The following is a 19,212-nucleotide window of genomic DNA, read 5'->3' on the forward strand; positions in this document are numbered from 1 at the left end:
GATGTAAGGTGTTAAAAAGTATATCCTACAGCTATATTAGCACTTAGTTGAGCTGTTTTCATCCCTTGAAAATTTTGCATTTTATCAAAAAATAAAGGGGTAATTCCTCCTTTTAATAAAAGTCCACTGGAAGGGTTATTGTACCTGTAGTCTAAGCTAATGTGTCCAAACCACTCATTAATCGGTTTTAGGCGAACCCCAACAGGCTGAATGTTGAGGTTGTCATTGGTAATTTCAATGTCGTTAATGAGATAATTAAAGTAGGTGGATCCTGTGCTTAATGAAAGGTGATGATTATTCTTTAAGTGCTGTTGAAGTACAATAGCAATAGGCATGGAGAAATCATAAGATTTTCTAACGTGTGTTAATCCAGGAAAAGCAGAAAAACCTACACTGGCTTTGATACTTGTTTTTTCACTTAAGCTAAAAAGGCTTCTTTCATAATTAACAGAGTAGTAAAATCCTTTACCTGCCAGCTCTAAATAGTAAGCATTTTTAGCATATTTCTGTGTTGTAGTGTCAACAAGTCCTTCCAGTCTATCTTGTGAAAAACCTACAATCCCAATAAAAAATAATGAGAAAAACAGAACGAATTTAAAGTTCATATTATGTGTAAAATAGTTGTGTTAGTGATTGTTTTAGAATTATAAAGATATTATTTTTTTTGGATTTACCAATTAATTTCTAACTTAGTGAAATCTTATCCCACCAAATTTGAGAATTATTTACTTTTTATTGGTTGTATTTTATCCATAAAAAAAAATAGGTGAAGTAGGTATTATGACGTTGGAAAAATTGATAGAAAAATATACAGACGAGTATTCTAATTTTATTGATATAGATGGTGTAAATGTACACTACAGAATTGAGGGGGAGGGAGCTCCTATTTTATTAGTCCATGGAACATTTTCATCGTTGCATACTTATGATGCTTGGACAGAAATCCTTAAAGAGAACTATAAAGTTATTCGTTTTGACCTGCCTGGTTTTGGTTTAACTGGGCCACACCCTAAAAATGCATACGCTATAGACAAATATGCTGATTTTTTAAACGAATTTTTAGAAGTTTTATCTATAGAGCAATGCGTCATTGTTGGAAACTCATTAGGGGGATGGCTATCATGGGAATTCGCCTTAAAGTATCCTAAAAGGGTCACTAAAATGGTTTTGATTGATTCTGCAGGTTATATTAATGACCGGAATTTTCCTTTACCGTTTGTCATTGCTCAAACGCCAGTTCTGAGAAATGTATTTAATTACGTACCCAAGGCTGTGGTTAGAAGGTTTGTAAGGCAGGTTTTTTTCGATCAAACTAAGGTAACAGAGGATATTGTTGAACGTTATTTTGATTTGTTTCATAGAGAAGGGAATATGGAAGCCTTTGTAAAAATAGCCAATTCCTATTTTGTTCAAAATACCCATAACCTTTATCAACTTGAAATACCTGTGCTAATTATGTGGGGAGAGCAAGATAATTGGTTAAGTGTAGAACATGCAGCAAAATTTCAGAAAGATATCAAAGATTGTAGAACCATTATTTATGAAAATGTTGGGCATGTAGCTATGGAAGAAATTGCTGAACAATCTGCAGAGGATCTTATTCGTTTCCTAAATTAAAAGCGGTGTTTTAAACATTTGATTATGAAGTAAAATTTTATTTAACATTCAATATTTATTTGGATTAATGCATTTTTGTGTTGTTGAATAAAAATTTTCTGTTTGTATAGAATATTACTGATATCGTTAATGTTACCACTATATGTCTTTTCTCAAGAGAAAGACTCTATTGTATATATTCATGGTAAAAAGTTAGATTTACTCACGACAATTACTGGAAGAATAGCCCCAAAATCAGTTGTAGCGAATGGAAAAGGCTTGTTTTTTGCACAAAACATGATGTACAAGCATACCGTTACAGTGTACAACAGAAATTATGATTTGGTGAAGACAATTCCTGATCAAGTTAAATTAAGTGATTATGGTCATCTACACCACAAAAGTGTTTACAAAGGTGCACCAGTAGAATGTGTTTTCACCCATGGAGGAAAATATGCTTGGGTTTCTAATTATGAAATGACCGGTGGAAGTGCAAAGGAATTTTCTAAGCCTGGATGTGACGCTTGTAATTCAGCAACGAAATATGATAGTAGTTATGTCTATAAGATTAATACTTCGACTTTTGAAATAGAAAAGGTTATTGTAGTTGGAGCTGTACCTAAATATTTAGCTGCAACACCTAATAATGAAAAAGTTTTGGTTACCAATTGGAGTAGTGGTGATGTAAGTGTTATTGATACCCGTTTGAATAAGGAGGTGAAAAGAATTTCTTTAGGACGTTTTCCAAGAGGAATTGTAATTAATAAAACGAGCTCCATAGCATATATTGCTATTATGGGAAGTACAAAAATTGCTAAACTCAATTTATTTGATTATACATTAGATTGGATTTCTGATGTAGGAAGTCATCCACGGCATTTGTGTCTATCGCCCGACAATAATACATTATATGTCAGTTTAAATGGTGAAGGAAGAATAGCAAAAGTTGATTTAAAGACAAAAAAAATAATAAAAAAGTCTACAGGTAGATTACCAAGATCTATGGACCTTTCTAAAGATGGTAAATTCTTATATGTAGTAAATTATGGAAGTAATGAAGTCACAAAGTTGGAAACTGCTACCATGAAGATTATTGCTAAATCAAAGACTAAAAGCAAACCTATCGGGATTACATTTGATGATGCAACTAAAAATATATGGACGGCATGTTATAGCGGTAAGATTATGGTTTTTCATGATACTTATTATGACAGTGTAGCGGTAAATATTACTGAGCAAGAAGCGATGCTAGCAGCGTTGAAAAAAGAGGAAGAAGAAGCACGGTTAAAAAAGATAAAAGTCAGAATTCCTAAGTCCTCTAAACCGATAGAAAATAAGTTAATTAATGGAAAGTATATCTTGGTTTCAGGATCATTTTCAACCAGTTCTGGAGCAAGAAGAAGAGTCGCTGAGTTAAAGCGGAAAGGTGTTAAAGCAAATTTGTATTATAATGCTCAAAATGGAAGAAACTATGCTTATATAGGAGCTTTCTATTCCATTGAGGAAGCAAAAGCGTATGCTAATAATCAGCCCGTTGAAAGTTGGGTTTATACTTTACCCAAAGAAGCTCAAAGAAAATCAGTTGAGAAAGAGGAAAAAAGCAATAATGTTTCTAATGAAGTTAAACCAGAAATATCCAATGTACCAATAACAGATGACTTACCTTTTATTATTGTAAGTGGTAGTTTTCAAGGGCAAAAAAATGCAGAAACCAGAGTAAAACAGCTCAAAAGAATCAATGCAGCTGCATTTATCTATTATAATTCTAAGAATGGGAATTATTATGCTTGTTTAGGCAGCTTTCAATCAAGGGAAGAAGCTGTAGCTTATTTAAAAACAACTTCAGAGGAAGGTTGGGTGTTTAAGCGATAGTTAAAAGAGAATTTTATATTTTTGTGTAAATACCACGCAAAAATGAGTGTTGATCAAAACATTAAAATAGCAGTAGATGCTGTAGTTTTTAGCTATGAAAAGAATCAATTAGCTGTACTTTTAGTTAAGCAAAAATATGGAGTTTATAAGGATAAATGGGTGCTTCCAGGAGGTTTGGTTTTAAATAAAGAGCCTTTAAAAGATGCTGTAAGGAGAGAGTTGAAGGAAGAAGCAGGTATTTCTGTTGACTATATGGAGCAGTTATATACCTATGGGGATGATGTTGAAAGAGACCAAAGAGGGAGGGTTATATCTGTTGCATATATGGCTTTAGTCAATCCTGATGGAATGAAATTAGAAGCTTCTACAGATGCAATAGAAGCAAAATGGTTTAAAATTGATAATGTACCTAATCTTGCTTTTGATCATAATCAAATAGTTGTTGATGGTTTAGCACGTTTAAGAAATAAAATCCATTATCAGCCTATAGGATTCGATCTATTACCGACTTTATTTCCTTTTTCTGCATTAGAAAACCTCTATAAAACAATCTCTGGAAGAAATATTGATAGGCGAAATTTTCGTAAGAAGATATTGAGTTTTGAAATTTTAGAAGAAACCAATAAAGTTCGCCAAGAGGGGAGTGGTAGACCTGGTAAGCTTTTTAAGTTTAATAAGTCTAAGTATGATGCTTTAGTTGAGCATGGATTCCATTTTGAGATTAAATATGCGTAATTATTACGCAAAATAATTTGTGTATAAAAATCTTTCGTTTATATTTGTGTTAAAATTACGCAAATATGATTTTGAATTTGACAAAAACATTTAATCCTTATCCAACAAAAAAAGAAATTCTTTTTGAATCCTTTACCTTTTCAGGTGGTGAGCCGCATCTAAAAATTCAGACAGATTTAACTGATGTAGAAAGTGTCATGATAACACAAAGAGTGAATTCATTCAATGATTTTGGTTTGTTGTTATTAGCTATTGATGCTTTAAAGAGAGCTGATGTAGAAAAAATAGATGTATTTATACCATATTTTCCAGCTGCTCGTCAAGACCGATTAATGGTAAAAGGGGAGGCTCTGTCTGTAAAAGTTTATACTGAAATTTTAAATAATTCTGGAGTGAATAAAGTATTTGTATATGATGCACATTCTGAAGTTACCCCAGCTTTATTGAACAATTGTGTTAATTACAATAACCATTCATTTATAGCCAATGTTATGAAAGAATTAGCAGGTGAAACACTGTTGATTTCACCAGATGGAGGTGCGTTAAAAAAGATTTATAAAGTGGCGAGTTATTTAGGAGAATATGAGGTTGTAGAAGCATCAAAATCTCGAGATGTAAAAACAGGAAAGTTATCAGGTTTTCAAGTTTATAGAGAAGATTTAGAGGGGAGAGATTGTTTAGTTGTAGATGATATTTGTGACGGTGGAGGAACTTTTTTAGGGTTAGCAAAAGAATTAAAAAAGAAAAATGCAGGTAAATTATATTTAGCAGTAAGTCATGGAATATTCAGCAAAGGCTTTGATGCTTTAAGTGAATATTACTCAAAAATATTTGTAACCAACTCATTTAAGGAAATTGATGGGGAGCGTTTAATCAAGCAGATAAAAATTAGTAAGTTGTTATGATTAAATAACATCAATATTATAGGGGAGAGTTAAGTATTACCCTCATTTTATGCTGTGATATAACAGTGAATAGGTCTAAGTTTTGTTCCTAATTAGTCGATAACTTAATCTATATATTAGAAGATTTGTTAATCATTTTCAAAAGGGGGTTCATATTATGATACAAAAAAAATAATTAAGATGACAGAACAAGAAAAAAAGAAAATAAGTAAGTTTTTAAGTTTAGTGTTAAGACATAAACCTGAAAAAATAGGACTAAGTTTAGACCATAAAGGTTGGGCTAAAGTTCAAGAATTAATAGATAAATCAAGTTTTAAGATTGATATAGAAGCATTAAAAGAGATAGTTGATACCAACAATAAACAGAGGTTTTCTTTTAATGATGATTTTTCATTAATTAGAGCAAATCAAGGCCACTCTATTCCCGTTGATTTAGACTTAGAGGAGTTAAGTCCTCCAGCGTATCTCTATCATGGTACAGTCGAAAAGTATATAGGGCTAATTCAAAGAGATGGATTAAAAAAAATGAAGAGAAATCATGTTCATTTAAGTCAAGATCGAGAAACAGCTGAAATTGTAGGGGCAAGAAGAGGAAAGCCAATTATTTTATCGATAAGATCTGGAGAAATGAGTAAAAATGGATTTCGATTCTTTAAATCTAAAAATGGAGTTTGGTTAACAAGTGAAGTGCCTGAGAAATATATTAGTTTTAAAAAATGAATGACATGATAAATAAAACAGTTGTTATAGGAGATGTACATGGAGGTTTAAGAGCTTTGAAGCAATTATTAGAGCAGACAAACAAAAACTATAAATTGAATTATATTTTTTTGGGAGATTTAGTTGATGGGTGGAGTGAATCAGCTCAAACTATAGAGTTTTTAATTCAGTTTTCTAAAAAAAATCGATGCATTTTTATAAGAGGTAACCATGATGAGTGGTGTTACCAATGGCTCAAGACTGGTGAAGCTAACTCGATTTGGTTACAACATGGAGGAGAATCAACTGTAAAGAGTTATGAAATGATTATGGACAAGAGTAAGCATATCTCGTTTTTTGAAGAAATGAAAGATTATTTTATTGATACTGAAAATAGATTGTTTATTCATGCTGGTTTTTCATCAATGCATGGGCCTGAGAAAGAGATATATAAGAGTAATTACTCTTGGGATAGGACATTATGGGAGACGGCTGTAGCTTTAGATAGCAGAATAGCTTATGATTCAAAACAATACCCTAAACGTTTAAAACTTTTCAAAGAAATATATATAGGACATACTCCAACAACTGAGTTAAATAGTTTAGAGCCCATAAACAAAGCTAATGTTTGGAATATAGATACAGCAGCTGCATTTAAAGGGAAGTTAACTATGTTAGATATAGACACAAAAGCTTTTGTGCAAAGTGATTTTGTATATCAACTATATCCAAAAGAAAAAGGGAGGAATTAATATGAAAACAAAAACATTATATAGACCAATAGGAGAGAAAGGTTTAATTCTCAAATTCAAGGAAAAATAAAAATAGTAGATGTATTGATAGGTGATAATATAAAAACATCTGAATATAAAATAGTAAATAAATTAATTAACCAATTAAAAAATAAATAGTTATGAATCCAATGTTATATACAGATGGCTATAAAGTTGACCATCGCAGACAATATCCTGAACAAACAACTTTAGTTTATTCGAATTGGACACCGCGAAAAAGTAGAATTGATGGAGTAAACGAAGTCGTTTTTTTTGGACTCCAATATTTCATTAAAAAGTATGTTATTGAAGAGTTTAACCGAAACTTTTTTAGTCAACCTAAAGAAAAGGTTTGTAATATTTATCAAAAAAGAATCAATAATTATTTAGGAGAGAATTCAGTAGGGATAAAGCATATTGAGGAATTACATGACTTAGGTTATATTCCAATGGTAATAAAAGCTTTACCAGAAGGCGTATCTGTGCCTATAAGGGTGCCAATGTTTACAATGTATAACACCTTACCTCGTTTTTTTTGGTTGACCAATTATTTTGAAACAATAGTTTCAACAACAGTTTGGATGCCGTGTAATTCAGCTACAATTGCAAAACAATATAGAAAAATACTTGATAAATATGCTAATGAAACCTCTTCGATAGAAGAATTTGTCGATTGGCAAGGGCACGATTTTTCAATGAGAGGAATGGCTGGATTGGAAGCTGCTATGATGAGTGCAGCAGGACACTTATTAAGTTTTGCAGGAACTGATACTATCCCTTCAATCGACTTTTTAGAACAATATTATAATGCTGATTCTGACAAGGAATTAATCGGAGGTTCAGTAGCAGCAACAGAACATTCTGTAATGTGTATGGGAACAAATGAGGGAGAAGAAGAAACATTTAAGCGTCTAATTACTGACGTGTATCCAAAAGGAATTGTTTCTATTGTCTCTGATACTTGGGATTTATGGAAAGTTTTGACAGTGTATTTGCCCAATTTAAAAAATGAAGTTTTAGCAAGAGATGGTAAAGTAGTGATAAGACCTGATAGTGGAGATCCAGTTGATATTATTTGTGGAAACCCTAACAGTGAAAATGAAGTTGAACAAAAAGGAGTTATTGAATTACTATGGGAAATATTTGGAGGAAAAGAGAATGGAAAAGGGTATAAGGAATTGGATAGTCATATAGGAGCAATTTATGGTGATAGTATTACTCTCGAAAGAGCTGAGCAGATTTGCAAACGATTAAAAGATAAAGGATTTGCTTCAACAAATGTGGTTTTAGGAATAGGTTCCTATACATATCAATACAACACTCGCGATACTTTTGGTTTTGCTATGAAAGCCACTTATGGAGAGGTAGATGGGAAAGGAAGAGAGATTTTTAAAGATCCAGTTACTGACGATGGTACTAAAAAGTCTGCTAAAGGATTATTAAAAGTAGAATTGAATAATGGGGCATATCAATTAGTGGATCAAGTCTCATGGGATGAGGAAAGCGAGGGAGCTTTAGAAGAAGTGTTTAGAGATGGGGAATTGCTAAAAAATGTTTTGTTGAGTGAAGTAAGACAAAGAGTTCGAAAATAAAAATTAAAAAGGGAGGTTAAATACCTCCCTTTTTTAATAACAATCACAAGCTCTAATTTTTAGAGATTGTTCAAATAAAGTACTTAGTGGTTCTCCTTCTTTTAAGTTGTTTTTATTGTAATTGACAACGTGAATTAGTCTGGATTTTGTAGCTCCTTGTTCTATCCAATAGAGGTATTCAATACCATTTTTCGAATGCTTGATATAATAGATTGGATTAGGAGTACGGTTAGGATAACTCTGTTCAAATAAGATTTCGCCTTCCTCAAAAATGTTTTTAACGTCATTTTCGTTTAGGTCAAAACAAGCTAACTCACATTGCACCTTTTCTTTAATGGATAAGGTGAGGTTTTTTAAACGCTCTAAAACCATGGCATTTGGTTGATAAAGTGTTACATATTCATGATTAGGAATGGTAGCACAATCACAATTATTTTGATTAGGAATATTGTTGATAATTGTAACAGCCAAAGAATCTTTTAAGTTCAGTTGAAATGACAACCTTAAGCTATCATTAGAGATACTATAATTTTTGTTTTCAGTATCACTTTCTCCAAAATTGACAGCTCCATTTTCTATCAGTTGATAAATCGCGTTAGCATTAATATCATTGCACTCTAGAAGACATTTATCTTGTTTTGAAGTAACAATTTTGCTTGTTTTTATAGTTTGAAGAACTCTATTTCCTGGAAGCCAACCACATCCTCTTCCGTTGAATATAAAAAATGAAAGTAACCCACCCATTATGGCCCCAATCATGTAGTATTTAATTCTTCTTCCTAAAGTCATAAATTCATTTTTGAAATCAGTTTACAAAGTTAGTCGAAACAATTAGATATAACTCTAAAGTTTATGAATATGTTGCTTCTACCTATGTTTAGGTAGTTGTTTTTTAACAATATTTAATATTTTTGAAGACAAATAGTCATTTGTTTGAAATAAATGTTTAACTTTTTTTTAACTTTTGGCAACCAACCCATTTCATCAACGTTAAATAATTGCTTGTTAGCGCGTTAAATTACGGTTAGGCGACGTTAAAAGCTTATTTGGGGAAAAATTTAAATATATCTACCTACCTATGAAAAGAAAAATACTACTACTACTGTTACTCATCTCAACACTATTTAATTTATCATCTTATGCTCACTCGGTTCAGGTGGCGTATTGTATTAGTTGTGATGGTTTGTTGAGGTTGTATGTAGAACATTGGCATGGAAATGCGAATCCCAATTCAACTACGATGACATTGCAGGTAACTGTAAATGGAACAACAACAACAAGTACAGGTTCTCCTGTGGCGAATTTACAAAACATACCATTTGCTCAATTACCCAACTGTGCATCGCCTCCAACAGTTTTTGGATCTTGTCCTGGCAGAGCCAATACTTATAATGATTGGGTAGTATATGATTTTCCTGGTATTCCAACTAATGCTACAGCAAGTATTCGAATCCTCTCAGGAAATTCAGCATTTACAGACGATGGTTGTGGAATGTTTCCTGCACAAACAACGAACTTTGTTGTTGCTCCATTGAATCAACCGCCAATTACTATTCCTGCATCTTTTGTTTGTAGTGGTAGTCAGTCTCCTGGAGTTACTTTCCCTCCTGGGAATCCGCCTGGAGGAACTTATATCTGGTCTAACGATAATCCAGCTATTGGAGTACCTGCAACAGGTTCAGGTAATATACCTGCTTTTACTCCTGCTCCTTCAAATACTACACAAGTGGCGAATATTACTGTGGATTATCTTTGTGCATCTACAACTTTTACGATTACAGTTCTGCCTTCTGCAGGTCCCAACTTTAATTATGTAAACATGTTTCACAATGGACAGAATGGTGCTGATCCATTAGTCCAATGTTTAGGGGATACAACAAGTTTTCAAGCTCAAGCAACTCCAGGTGTCACCATACAAAGTGTTTTATGGGATTTTGGAGATGGTAGTACATCAACAGATATGAACCCTGTGCATTTATTTCAAAATAGTGGAAACTATACTGTGAATTTGCAAGTAACAACTACGGATGGATGTACCCAAACATCTACATCTACGATTACGATTAACCCTAAACCTGTAGCAAGTTATACGAGTACTCCCGAATGTGAGTATGATGCCATTAATTTTACGAGCACCTCGACAGTCACCACAGGGACTATTGCTGCTTGGGAATGGGAATTTGGAGATGGAGCAACAGGAAACACTGCTAATCCTGCTCATTTATATCCTGGAGATGGAAGCTATCCTGTTAATTTAACAGTTGTTACAGCTGCTGGATGTCGAGATTCTATAACTGGTACCCAAATCGTATATGAAAAACCTGTTGCTAGTTATATAAGCACAACAGAATGTCAGAATGATGCAACTAATTTTACAGATAATTCAACAGCATCAGTAAATATAACCAATTGGGATTGGGATTTTCAGAATGATAATACCATAGATAATACCAGTCAAAATCCATCATATACTTATCCTGCTTTTGGGACATATCCAGCAGAATTAACCATTACTGATGCTAATGGATGTGTAGACGATACTGTTGTAAATATTACTGTTCATCCATTACCAGTTGCTGCGTTCAATTCTACAATGGTCTGCCCAACATTTGCAACAACATTAACAGACGCTTCTACTATACCAGGTGGTGGTACAATTTCTCAGTGGAATTGGGACTTAGGAAATGATGGTTCGGTAGAAACAAATACTCAAAATGGAGCAAATACTTGGAATACTGGTGGTGCTTATGATGTAGAGTTGATGGTGATGTCATCAGATGGTTGTGTAGACTCGATAGTTAATACCATCGTGGTATATCCTAAACCAGTTGCAGCTTTTAGCTCAACAACTGTATGTCATAATGATGTGACAAACTTCACTGATTTATCTACTGTCTTAGTTGGTAATATTTCAACTTGGGAATGGGATTTGGGAGATGGAAACACGGATAATATTCAAAATCCATCAAATACTTATGCCAATGATGGAAGCTATAATGCAACACTGATTATCACAACAAGTGTTGGTTGTAAAGATACCGTTGTAAACCCTGTAAATGTCTATAGCTTGCCAATTGCTGAATTTTCGTCATCGACAGAATGTTTAAATGAAGCAACAATGCTAACGGACCAAACAACAACAGCTTCTTCTATTTCATTATGGGAATGGGATTACCAAAATGATGCAACTGTAGATGATTATGCGCAAAATACTTCTTATGTATATCCTGGATTTGGATTTTACCCTGTGCATTTAAAAGTAACAGATGTGAATGGTTGTGAAGATGATACCGTTGCTAATATAGAGGTTAAGCCTCTTCCAGTTGCAGCTTTCACATCAACTGAAGAATGCCCATTTTTCCCAGCTACATTAACAGATGCTTCTACTGTGGCTGGTGGAGCAACAATAACGAATTGGAATTGGGATATTGATGATAATGGAAATGTTGATTTTACAACTCAAAATGGTGCTAATGCATGGACTTTAGGAGGAACCTATTATGTTGAATTAATGGTTGAAACAGCTGATGGCTGTTTAGATTCTGTAGTGAATGCAGTTAATGTCTTTCCAAAACCTGAAGCAGCGTTTAGCAACACTACTGTTTGCTTTGGAACAGCTACGGATTTTACAGATAACTCAACAGTTGCATTGAATAATAATATTGTAGCTTGGGATTGGAATTTTGATGACGGAAATACATCTACGAACCAAAATCCCTCAAATCAATACGGAAGTCATGGGTTATACGACGTAACATTAATGATAGAAACAATGAATGGTTGTAGAGATACAATAACCAATCAGATTGAAGTATATGGTATGCCAGTAGTTAATTTTACGATGCCAAATGTCTGTGAATATGATAGTGTACATTTTGTAAACAATACGACAATTCCAAGTAATGATAACATGACCTATGTATGGAACTTTGGAGATAATGCAATATTAAGTGTGGAAACACCAACTCATTTGTATAGTACAGAAGGAACTTATGCGGTTAATCTTGAGGCAACATCGTCAAATGGATGTATCCATGATACAACAATAAATGTTGATATTTATGATGAACCTTCAGCTCAATTTACAGTAAGTAATAATTGTGTATACGAAACATTTGATTTTACCGATTATTCAAATACAACATCAACTTTAGTGAACTGGGATTGGAGTTTTGGTGATGGGAATACATCTACTAACCAATCACCAACACATGATTTTGCAGCTGAAGGAATATATCAAATACAATTAGTTGTAACAACAAACGAATTATGTCGAGACACCAATACCGTTGCTTTAGAAGTTTATCCAAAGCCAGTTGCGAATTTTACACCAACAGATGTTTGTTTAAATACTCCAACTGAATTTCAAGACTTATCAACGGTATCAACTCAAGTTTTTAGTACAGAGGAAGTATTGCCACAATCTGCATGGGATTTTGGAGATGGACTAACAGCTTCTGGCCCTTCTGCAATCCATACTTATAATGCTCCAGGAAGTTACAATGCTCAAATTATTGTAACTACAAATCATAATTGTAAAGATACGGCAGAACTTGTAGTGATTGTACATAGTAATCCTGTAGCAAGTTTTGTGACAGCAGATTCGGCTGGTTGTTCTCCTGTGACAGTACAATTTATAAATACCTCTACAATAGATCATAACCCAGGGAATTATACTTTAACTTATCATTGGTATTTTGATAATGGCGAAGAGGATACGAATGAGAACAGCTCTTCTACCTTTACAAGTGATAGCCATACAGATAATGAATATTATGGAGCTGCTCTTGTAGTAACTTCTAACTATGGTTGTAAAGACTCTATTTATAATGATAATGTTGTGATTGTACGTCCAATACCTTACCCTGATTTTGTGTTTAATCCAGATGAAACCAATGTGTATAATACTTTAATAGACTTTACAGATCAATCAATAGGAGCTAGTGTTTGGGATTGGAATGTTGGTGATGGAACGGTTTATGGAGACCAACATCCAAACCATCGTTACGCTGATTCAGGTTATTATACGATAGATTTGAGAGTTGAAAATGGTTATGGATGTACAGATTCAATATCAAAATCATTGCGTATAGATCCAGTATTTGAAGTGTTTATTCCTAATTCTATCACGCCAAATGCAGATGGAATAAATGATGAGTTTATGGTTGATGGTTATGGAATTAAAGAGCAAGAAATGTACATCTACGATAAATGGGGTAAATTGCTTTATGAAGGGTTTAACTTAGATGATACTTGGGATGGATATGTAAATGGTAGAATGGATAAAACAGCTGTTTATGTGTATGTCGTCAAGATTGTGGATTTATATGATGTTAAACACGATTATAAAGGAAGCGTTACTGTGATAAGATAATTGATCGCAATGTACTTTTTTACATAGGATTTATTTACATTTGTCTTTATTAAACCTTAGATAAATGAATGATTCTGTTGACTCAATTAAGCTTTCATTAATAATTCCTGTCTATAATCGACCAGATGAGGTCAATGAGTTATTAGAAAGTTTAGTGCTTCAAACGAATAAGAATTTTGAAGTCGTTATTGTCGAAGACGGGTCAGCTATTACCAGTGAGTCAATAGTTAAGAGTTATGTAGAAAAGCTAAGCATCAGTTATTATTTTAAAACGAATTCTGGGCCAGGACAAAGTCGTAATTACGGTAGTGATAAAGCCAGTGGAAATTATTTGGTGTTTTTGGATTCTGATTGTATACTTCCCGAACATTATGTTGAAACAGTTTTAGATGCTTTAACGACGCAATATGTAGATGCCTATGGAGGTCCAGATAGGGCACATGAAAGTTTTTCAGTTTTTCAAAAAGCAATCAATTATTCAATGACCTCTTTTTTTACTACCGGTGGAATTAGGGGAGGAGGAGAAAAGGCTGATAAATTCTTTCCTCGAAGTTTTAATATGGGGTATTCTAAACAGGTGTATGAGGTCACTCAAGGTTTTGGAAAAATGCGTTTTGGAGAAGATATTGATATGAGTATCAGAATCATTAAAAATAATTTTACAACAAAATTATTAAAGGAAGCTTATGTATATCATAAAAGAAGATCAACTTCTAAATCTTTTTTTAAGCAAGTTTTTAACTCAGGAATGGCTAGAATAAACTTACAAAAGAAGCATCCAAATTCTTTAAAAATAGTACATACTTTTCCTACTTTGTTTGTCTTTGGTGTACTTACATTATTGTTGTTAAGCGTTGGAGTATCCTCTTATTTTTTGGCTTTCCTTATCTTTCATATGCTTTTACTATTTGTTGATTCTACTGTAAAGAATAGCAATATAGTTATTGGGGCTGTGTCTGTTTATACAAGTTATTTACAGCTTTTTTCATACGGAGTAGGCTTTATTTACGGAGTATACAAAGTCATGCTTTTAAATAAAGAAAATTCCTCAGCATTTACCAAAAACTTTTATAAGTAGCTTGATGAATTGAGAGGAATTCTGAGCTTGTTATAACTTACTTTTTATAAGGTAACTATTTCGGTTGGAAGAATTTCTAGCAATCATTTCACCTAAAAACCCAGCTAAAAATAATTGAAACCCAATAATCATAGCAGTTAACGCAATATAAAAGCCTGTTCGATTAGCAAGTAAAGTACCATTCGTGTCAAAAAACAATTTGTCAATTCCAATGTATAGAGAAAATAGTGCACCAATAAAGAACATTAAAGTGCCTATCGTTCCAAAGAAATGCATGGGACGCTTACCAAATTTACCGATAAAAGTGATACTAAATAGATCCAAGAATCCATTGATGAAACGCTCTAATCCAAATTTTGTAACACCATACTTTCGTTCTTGGTGTTGGACAACTTTTTCTCCTATTTTTGAAAAACCAGCCAATTTTGCTATTACAGGAATATAACGGTGCATTTCTCCATAAACCTCAATGCTTTTTACAACATCTCTTTTGTAGGCTTTTAATCCACAATTAAAGTCATTTAATTTAATCCCACTCATAGCTCTGGTAGCACCATTAAATAACTTGGTAGGTATAGTTTTAGAAAGTGGATCATAGCGTTTTTTCTTCCATCCAGAAACTAAATCAAAACCTTCTTCAGTAATCATTGTATACAACTCAGGGATTTCGTCAGGACTATCTTGTAAATCCGCATCCATAGTTATGATTACATCTCCTAATGTAGCTTCAAACCCAACATTTAAAGCAGCAGATTTGCCATAATTTCTTCTAAAAGAAATCCCTCTAATGTTCGTATTCTTCTCTTTTAGTTGCGTAATAATTTCCCATGAGTTGTCAGTACTTCCGTCATCAATAAAAATAGCTTCATAGGTGAAGTTGTTGGTTGTACAAACTCGATGAATCCATTCACTTAATTCTGGGAGCGATTCAGCTTCGTTTAAAAGTGGAATTACGATTGAAATTTGTGGTGTTGAACTATTATTTTCCATAAGAATATACCAAAGATAATGAAGTTGTTTAAAGTTGAATTGGAATTTGTAAAATTTATCTATTCGTTTGAATGCTTGTCCCCAGCAATTACTTCTAATAAGTTTGTGGTGTTGAAATGCTTCTGGGCTGTTTCTAGCAATTCTGAGGGAGTTACCTGATTGATCGTATTCATGTATCTATTGTAAAAATCAAAACTTTCTCCTTTGAAGTAAACCCCTTTAAAACGATCCGCGATGGAAAATACTCCATCAGATTCTTTTAATAAACTTCCTAGCATATAATTTTTAACGGTGTCGAGTTCCTTTATGGCAACTTTTTCTGAAGTAATAATATTAAGTTCTTTATAAATCTCTGCTACAGCATCAGCAGTAACGGCTTTTCCAACTTCTGTTGAAATAAAGAAATAAGAAGCATCTTCAAAAGCAGCTATACCAGAACCAATTCCATAGGTATAACCTTTGTCCTCTCTAATATTACTCATTAATCGAGAGCCAAAATAACCACCAAAAATGGTGTTGAGTACCTTTAATTTAAAAAAGTCTTCACTTCCAAAATTGACATCCAATACTTTTCCAATTCTTATTCCTGATTGAATGGCGTCTTTTTTGGTTATAAAATGTTTCCCTCCATCATTGCGAATCACTTGGTCAAATTGTTGAGGTAGGAAGTTACTAGAAGGAATTTCAGAAAAATAGGAGTCTAATTGTTGGTATAGTGAATCCTCGTATTTTCCTGAAATGAAAAACTCACAGTTTTGGGCATTGAGGTATTGAGTGTGGTAATTGATTAAATCTTGTTGATGCACTAAATCATAATCATCTTCATTTATCATCCTCCCATAAGGATGATCTTTAAAGAGTAGAGCGTTAAAGTTTTTTCTACAAATAAAACTTGTTTTTTCTTTACTCGTGAGAAAGTTTTGTTGGGAGTTTTTTAAATAAATGTTAGTTTCTCTTTCAGGGAAAGTTGGGTTCAAAATAGCTTCAGCAAAAATGGGTAAAACTTGGTCTAAATGCTTGGTCAGTGTGAAGAGCGCAAAATAAATTTTATCACCATCACACGATGACTCATAAAAAGCACCATAATAATCAATGAGTTCAATGATTTTTCCTGGTGAATATTTTTGAGAAGCTTCTCCTACTAAGTTCGCCATTGCACTAACGGCTAAAGGTTTATGGTCATGTTTTTGCCCAGATTTTAGTACCAATTCAATTTGTACAACTTCTTGACTACCAATATTAAATCCATGAACAGGAATACCGTTAGAAAGTACTTTTTTTTCAGGTTCAGGGAAAGGGATACTTGAAATTTTATGGGTAGATGGAGCGATAGTTCTATCCAACATATTTAGTTATTTTTTGATTTATAAAACAGAACAGAACAATTCGTTTCTAGAAAAAGTGTTTTTGCTTCTTCTAAGATGGCATCAGCAGTTACTTGATGATACTTTTCTTCTTCAAAATTAATCATATTAGCATCTCCTAATAACTCATAAAAACCAAGTCCCATAGCTTTATTTAAGACACTCATTTCACTAAAAATAGTGGTTGATTCTATTTTGTTTTTTACCATTGTAAGCTCTTCTTTATTGCATTTTTCCTGTTGAAGAAGCGCTAATTCTGCGGTAATCAATTGGTAAGCTTCTTCTAGAGAAATCCCTTTTATAGGTTTTCCGCTTATAATAAAAAGCCCTTCATCTAAGCTCCCTGTTATGTACGCATTGATATCAGTAAAAGAGGGGGACTCTTTGATCAGTTTTTTATACAAACGAGAAGATTCTCCACGAGAAAGAATATCAGAAATAACATCGGCAGTGTAATAAGACTGCTCTTTTCTATTGCCCATCTTAAAAGCTAAATAAATAGCATCAGAAGGAACATCTCTTTCTACCGTAAGTGTTCTTAACTCCTTTTGAACAGGCTCTTTAGGAAGGTTTCGATGGTATCTTGTTCTGGTATCAATAGTACCAAACCATTTTTCAACCAATGTTTTTGCTTTTGGAGCAGAAATATCTCCAGCAATGCTTAATACGACATTTTGCGGACCATAGTGTTTGTAGAAAAATGATTGAACATCTTCCATTGTAGCCTCTTCAATATGTCGAATTTCTTTTCCAATTGTAGCCCATTGATAAGGGTGTTCTTGATAAGCAAGTGGTCGTAATAATAACCATACATCTCCATAAGGTTGATTCAAGTACCGTTGTTTAAATTCTTCAATAACAACATTTCTTTGTACTTCCAAACTTTTTGGAGTAAAGGCCAGACCGTCTAATCGGTCAGATTCCAGCCAAAGTGCAGTCTCTATATTTTGCACAGGTAGAGTGCAGTAATAATTAGTTATATCATTGGAGGTAAAAGCATTGTTTTGTCCACCAGCATTTTGTAGGGGTTCATCAAAGTTTTCTATATTTTTTGATCCACCAAACATCAGATGTTCAAAGAGGTGAGCAAATCCAGTTTTATTGGGGCTCTCATCCCTTGCTCCAACATCATAAACTAAGTTTACAGCAACAATTGGAGTAGATTTGTCCTCATGAACAATTACTCGAAGCCCATTATCTAAAGTGAATTTTTCGAATTTTATCATGCTACCTAATTTTTATAAACAATATTTACCCCCTAATACTATTTCTTTTCTGACGTTGGTATATTCAAGCATGATTTCATCAATAATTTCTCCAGCTGGTTTAATCTGATTAATCATTCCTGCTACTTGTCCAATTTCGAGTTCTCCTTCAATTAAATCTCCCTCAAACATTCCTTTTTTAGCTCGACCTCTGCCTAATAATTCTTTTAATTCTTCGCTACTGCCTCCCTTGAGGTATATTTCTTCTACTTTGTTATAAAAATCATTTTTTAATAACCTTACAGGAGTTAGTTCTTTTAGCGTTAGCTGAGTGGACCCTTCGGAAGCTTTGATAATTTCATTTTTAAAATTAATATGAGCAGATGCTTCATCACTAGCTACAAAACGAGAACCAATTTGAACAGCATCAGCACCTAAAGCCATTGCCGCTAACATTCCTCTACCATTGGCAATTCCTCCCGCTGCTATTACAGGGATTTTTACAGCATCTCTCACCATAGGTATTAAAACCATAGTCGTTGTTTCGTCTTTCCCATTATGCCCACCTGCTTCAAAACCTTCAGCTACAATAGCATCTACTCCAGCTTGTTCAGCTTTTAATGCAAATTTGACGCTTGAAACCACATGAACAACAATAATTCCATGTTCTTTCAGCTTTGATGTCCATGTTTTGGGATTACCCGCAGAAGTAAAAACAATAGGGACTTGAAGTTCGATAATCGTTTCAATGTGTTGATCAATATCAGGGTAAAGCATCGGTAAGTTTACAGCAAAAGGTCGGTCTGTTGCAGCTTTACATTTTTCGATATGGCTCCTTAAAATTTCTGGATACATAGAGCCAGAACCAATGATTCCTAACCCTCCAGCATTAGAAACGGCACTAGCTAATTCCCAACCGCTACACCAGATCATTCCTCCTTGAATTATAGGATGTTTTATATTGAAAAGTGAAGTTATTTTATTCATAGAATTTATGTTCATTTTAATGAATCTGCTAAAATAAACATA

The 19,212-nt window shown here is 33.4% G+C and carries 15 protein-coding genes and 1 pseudogene; 10 read left to right on the forward strand and 6 right to left on the reverse strand.

Annotated features, from left to right (window positions below; translation table 11 throughout):
* Nucleotides 1-11 precede the first annotated feature (11 nt).
* On the reverse strand, nucleotides 12-605 hold the full coding sequence (locus tag N4A35_09340; protein MCT4581608.1) for a hypothetical protein: 594 nt from the start codon (nucleotides 603-605) through the stop codon (nucleotides 12-14).
* A 175-nt stretch (nucleotides 606-780) separates the two neighbouring features.
* On the opposite strand from N4A35_09340, the gene N4A35_09345 reads away from it, so the two are divergent.
* From N4A35_09345 to N4A35_09375, 7 genes are all read left to right on the forward strand, one after another.
* Entirely contained in the window at nucleotides 781-1,617 is an 837-nt protein-coding gene (locus N4A35_09345; GenBank protein MCT4581609.1) for an alpha/beta hydrolase, read from the forward strand.
* A gap of 102 nt (nucleotides 1,618-1,719) precedes the next feature.
* Nucleotides 1,720-3,468 carry an SPOR domain-containing protein gene (locus N4A35_09350; GenBank protein ID MCT4581610.1) on the forward strand — a complete coding sequence of 583 codons (1,749 nt, stop codon included), beginning with the start codon at nucleotides 1,720-1,722 and terminating at the stop codon, nucleotides 3,466-3,468.
* Nucleotides 3,469-3,510: 42 nt separating this feature from the next.
* The gene (locus N4A35_09355; GenBank protein MCT4581611.1) at nucleotides 3,511-4,203 is read left to right on the forward strand and encodes an NUDIX hydrolase; all 693 of its coding nucleotides are present in this window, start codon (nucleotides 3,511-3,513) and stop codon (nucleotides 4,201-4,203) included.
* A 65-nt stretch (nucleotides 4,204-4,268) separates the two neighbouring features.
* Nucleotides 4,269-5,108: a ribose-phosphate diphosphokinase gene (gene prs, locus N4A35_09360; protein MCT4581612.1), complete on the forward strand. Its 840-nt coding sequence runs from the start codon at nucleotides 4,269-4,271 to the stop codon at nucleotides 5,106-5,108.
* Nucleotides 5,109-5,288: 180 nt separating this feature from the next.
* Entirely contained in the window at nucleotides 5,289-5,828 is a 540-nt protein-coding gene (locus N4A35_09365) for an RNA 2'-phosphotransferase (GenBank protein ID MCT4581613.1), read from the forward strand.
* An 8-nt stretch (nucleotides 5,829-5,836) separates the two neighbouring features.
* Nucleotides 5,837-6,559 (forward strand): metallophosphoesterase, encoded by a 723-nt coding sequence (locus N4A35_09370; protein MCT4581614.1) that lies wholly within the window; start codon nucleotides 5,837-5,839, stop codon nucleotides 6,557-6,559.
* Nucleotides 6,560-6,720: 161 nt separating this feature from the next.
* On the forward strand, nucleotides 6,721-8,172 hold the full coding sequence (locus N4A35_09375; GenBank protein MCT4581615.1) for a nicotinate phosphoribosyltransferase: 1,452 nt from the start codon (nucleotides 6,721-6,723) through the stop codon (nucleotides 8,170-8,172).
* Nucleotides 8,173-8,205: 33 nt separating this feature from the next.
* Here the strand turns inward: N4A35_09375 and N4A35_09380 are convergent, their stop codons facing one another.
* Nucleotides 8,206-8,961 carry a hypothetical protein gene (locus tag N4A35_09380; protein ID MCT4581616.1) on the reverse strand — a complete coding sequence of 252 codons (756 nt, stop codon included), beginning with the start codon at nucleotides 8,959-8,961 and terminating at the stop codon, nucleotides 8,206-8,208.
* Nucleotides 8,962-9,991: 1,030 nt separating this feature from the next.
* On the opposite strand from N4A35_09380, the pseudogene N4A35_09385 reads away from it, so the two are divergent.
* From N4A35_09385 to N4A35_09395, 3 genes and pseudogenes are all read left to right on the forward strand, one after another.
* Nucleotides 9,992-10,225: pseudogene (locus tag N4A35_09385) on the forward strand (PKD domain-containing protein).
* Between the two features lie 9 nt (nucleotides 10,226-10,234).
* Nucleotides 10,235-13,546: a PKD domain-containing protein gene (locus tag N4A35_09390; GenBank protein ID MCT4581617.1), complete on the forward strand. Its 3,312-nt coding sequence runs from the start codon at nucleotides 10,235-10,237 to the stop codon at nucleotides 13,544-13,546.
* Nucleotides 13,547-13,610: 64 nt separating this feature from the next.
* Nucleotides 13,611-14,624, forward strand: a complete 1,014-nt coding sequence (locus N4A35_09395; protein ID MCT4581618.1) for a glycosyltransferase — start codon at nucleotides 13,611-13,613, stop codon at nucleotides 14,622-14,624.
* Nucleotides 14,625-14,654: 30 nt separating this feature from the next.
* On the opposite strand, the gene N4A35_09400 is transcribed toward N4A35_09395, so the two are convergent.
* The 4 genes from N4A35_09400 to N4A35_09415 are packed head-to-tail and all read right to left on the reverse strand — an operon-like array spanning nucleotide 14,655 to nucleotide 19,170.
* The gene (locus N4A35_09400; protein MCT4581619.1) at nucleotides 14,655-15,614 is read right to left on the reverse strand and encodes a glycosyltransferase family 2 protein; all 960 of its coding nucleotides are present in this window, start codon (nucleotides 15,612-15,614) and stop codon (nucleotides 14,655-14,657) included.
* A 59-nt stretch (nucleotides 15,615-15,673) separates the two neighbouring features.
* On the reverse strand, nucleotides 15,674-16,960 hold the full coding sequence (locus N4A35_09405) for an insulinase family protein (protein MCT4581620.1): 1,287 nt from the start codon (nucleotides 16,958-16,960) through the stop codon (nucleotides 15,674-15,676).
* Between the two features lie 2 nt (nucleotides 16,961-16,962).
* Nucleotides 16,963-18,204, reverse strand: coding sequence for an insulinase family protein (locus tag N4A35_09410; protein MCT4581621.1), 1,242 nt, complete (start codon nucleotides 18,202-18,204; stop codon nucleotides 16,963-16,965).
* 12 nt (nucleotides 18,205-18,216) lie between these two features.
* Complete coding sequence (locus N4A35_09415; protein ID MCT4581622.1) at nucleotides 18,217-19,170, reverse strand: nitronate monooxygenase; 954 nt, start codon at nucleotides 19,168-19,170, stop codon at nucleotides 18,217-18,219.
* Nucleotides 19,171-19,212: the final 42 nt, after the last annotated feature.

This window comes from Flavobacteriales bacterium, from assembly GCA_025210295.1.
In the GTDB taxonomy this organism is placed as follows: domain Bacteria; phylum Bacteroidota; class Bacteroidia; order Flavobacteriales_D; family Parvicellaceae; genus S010-51.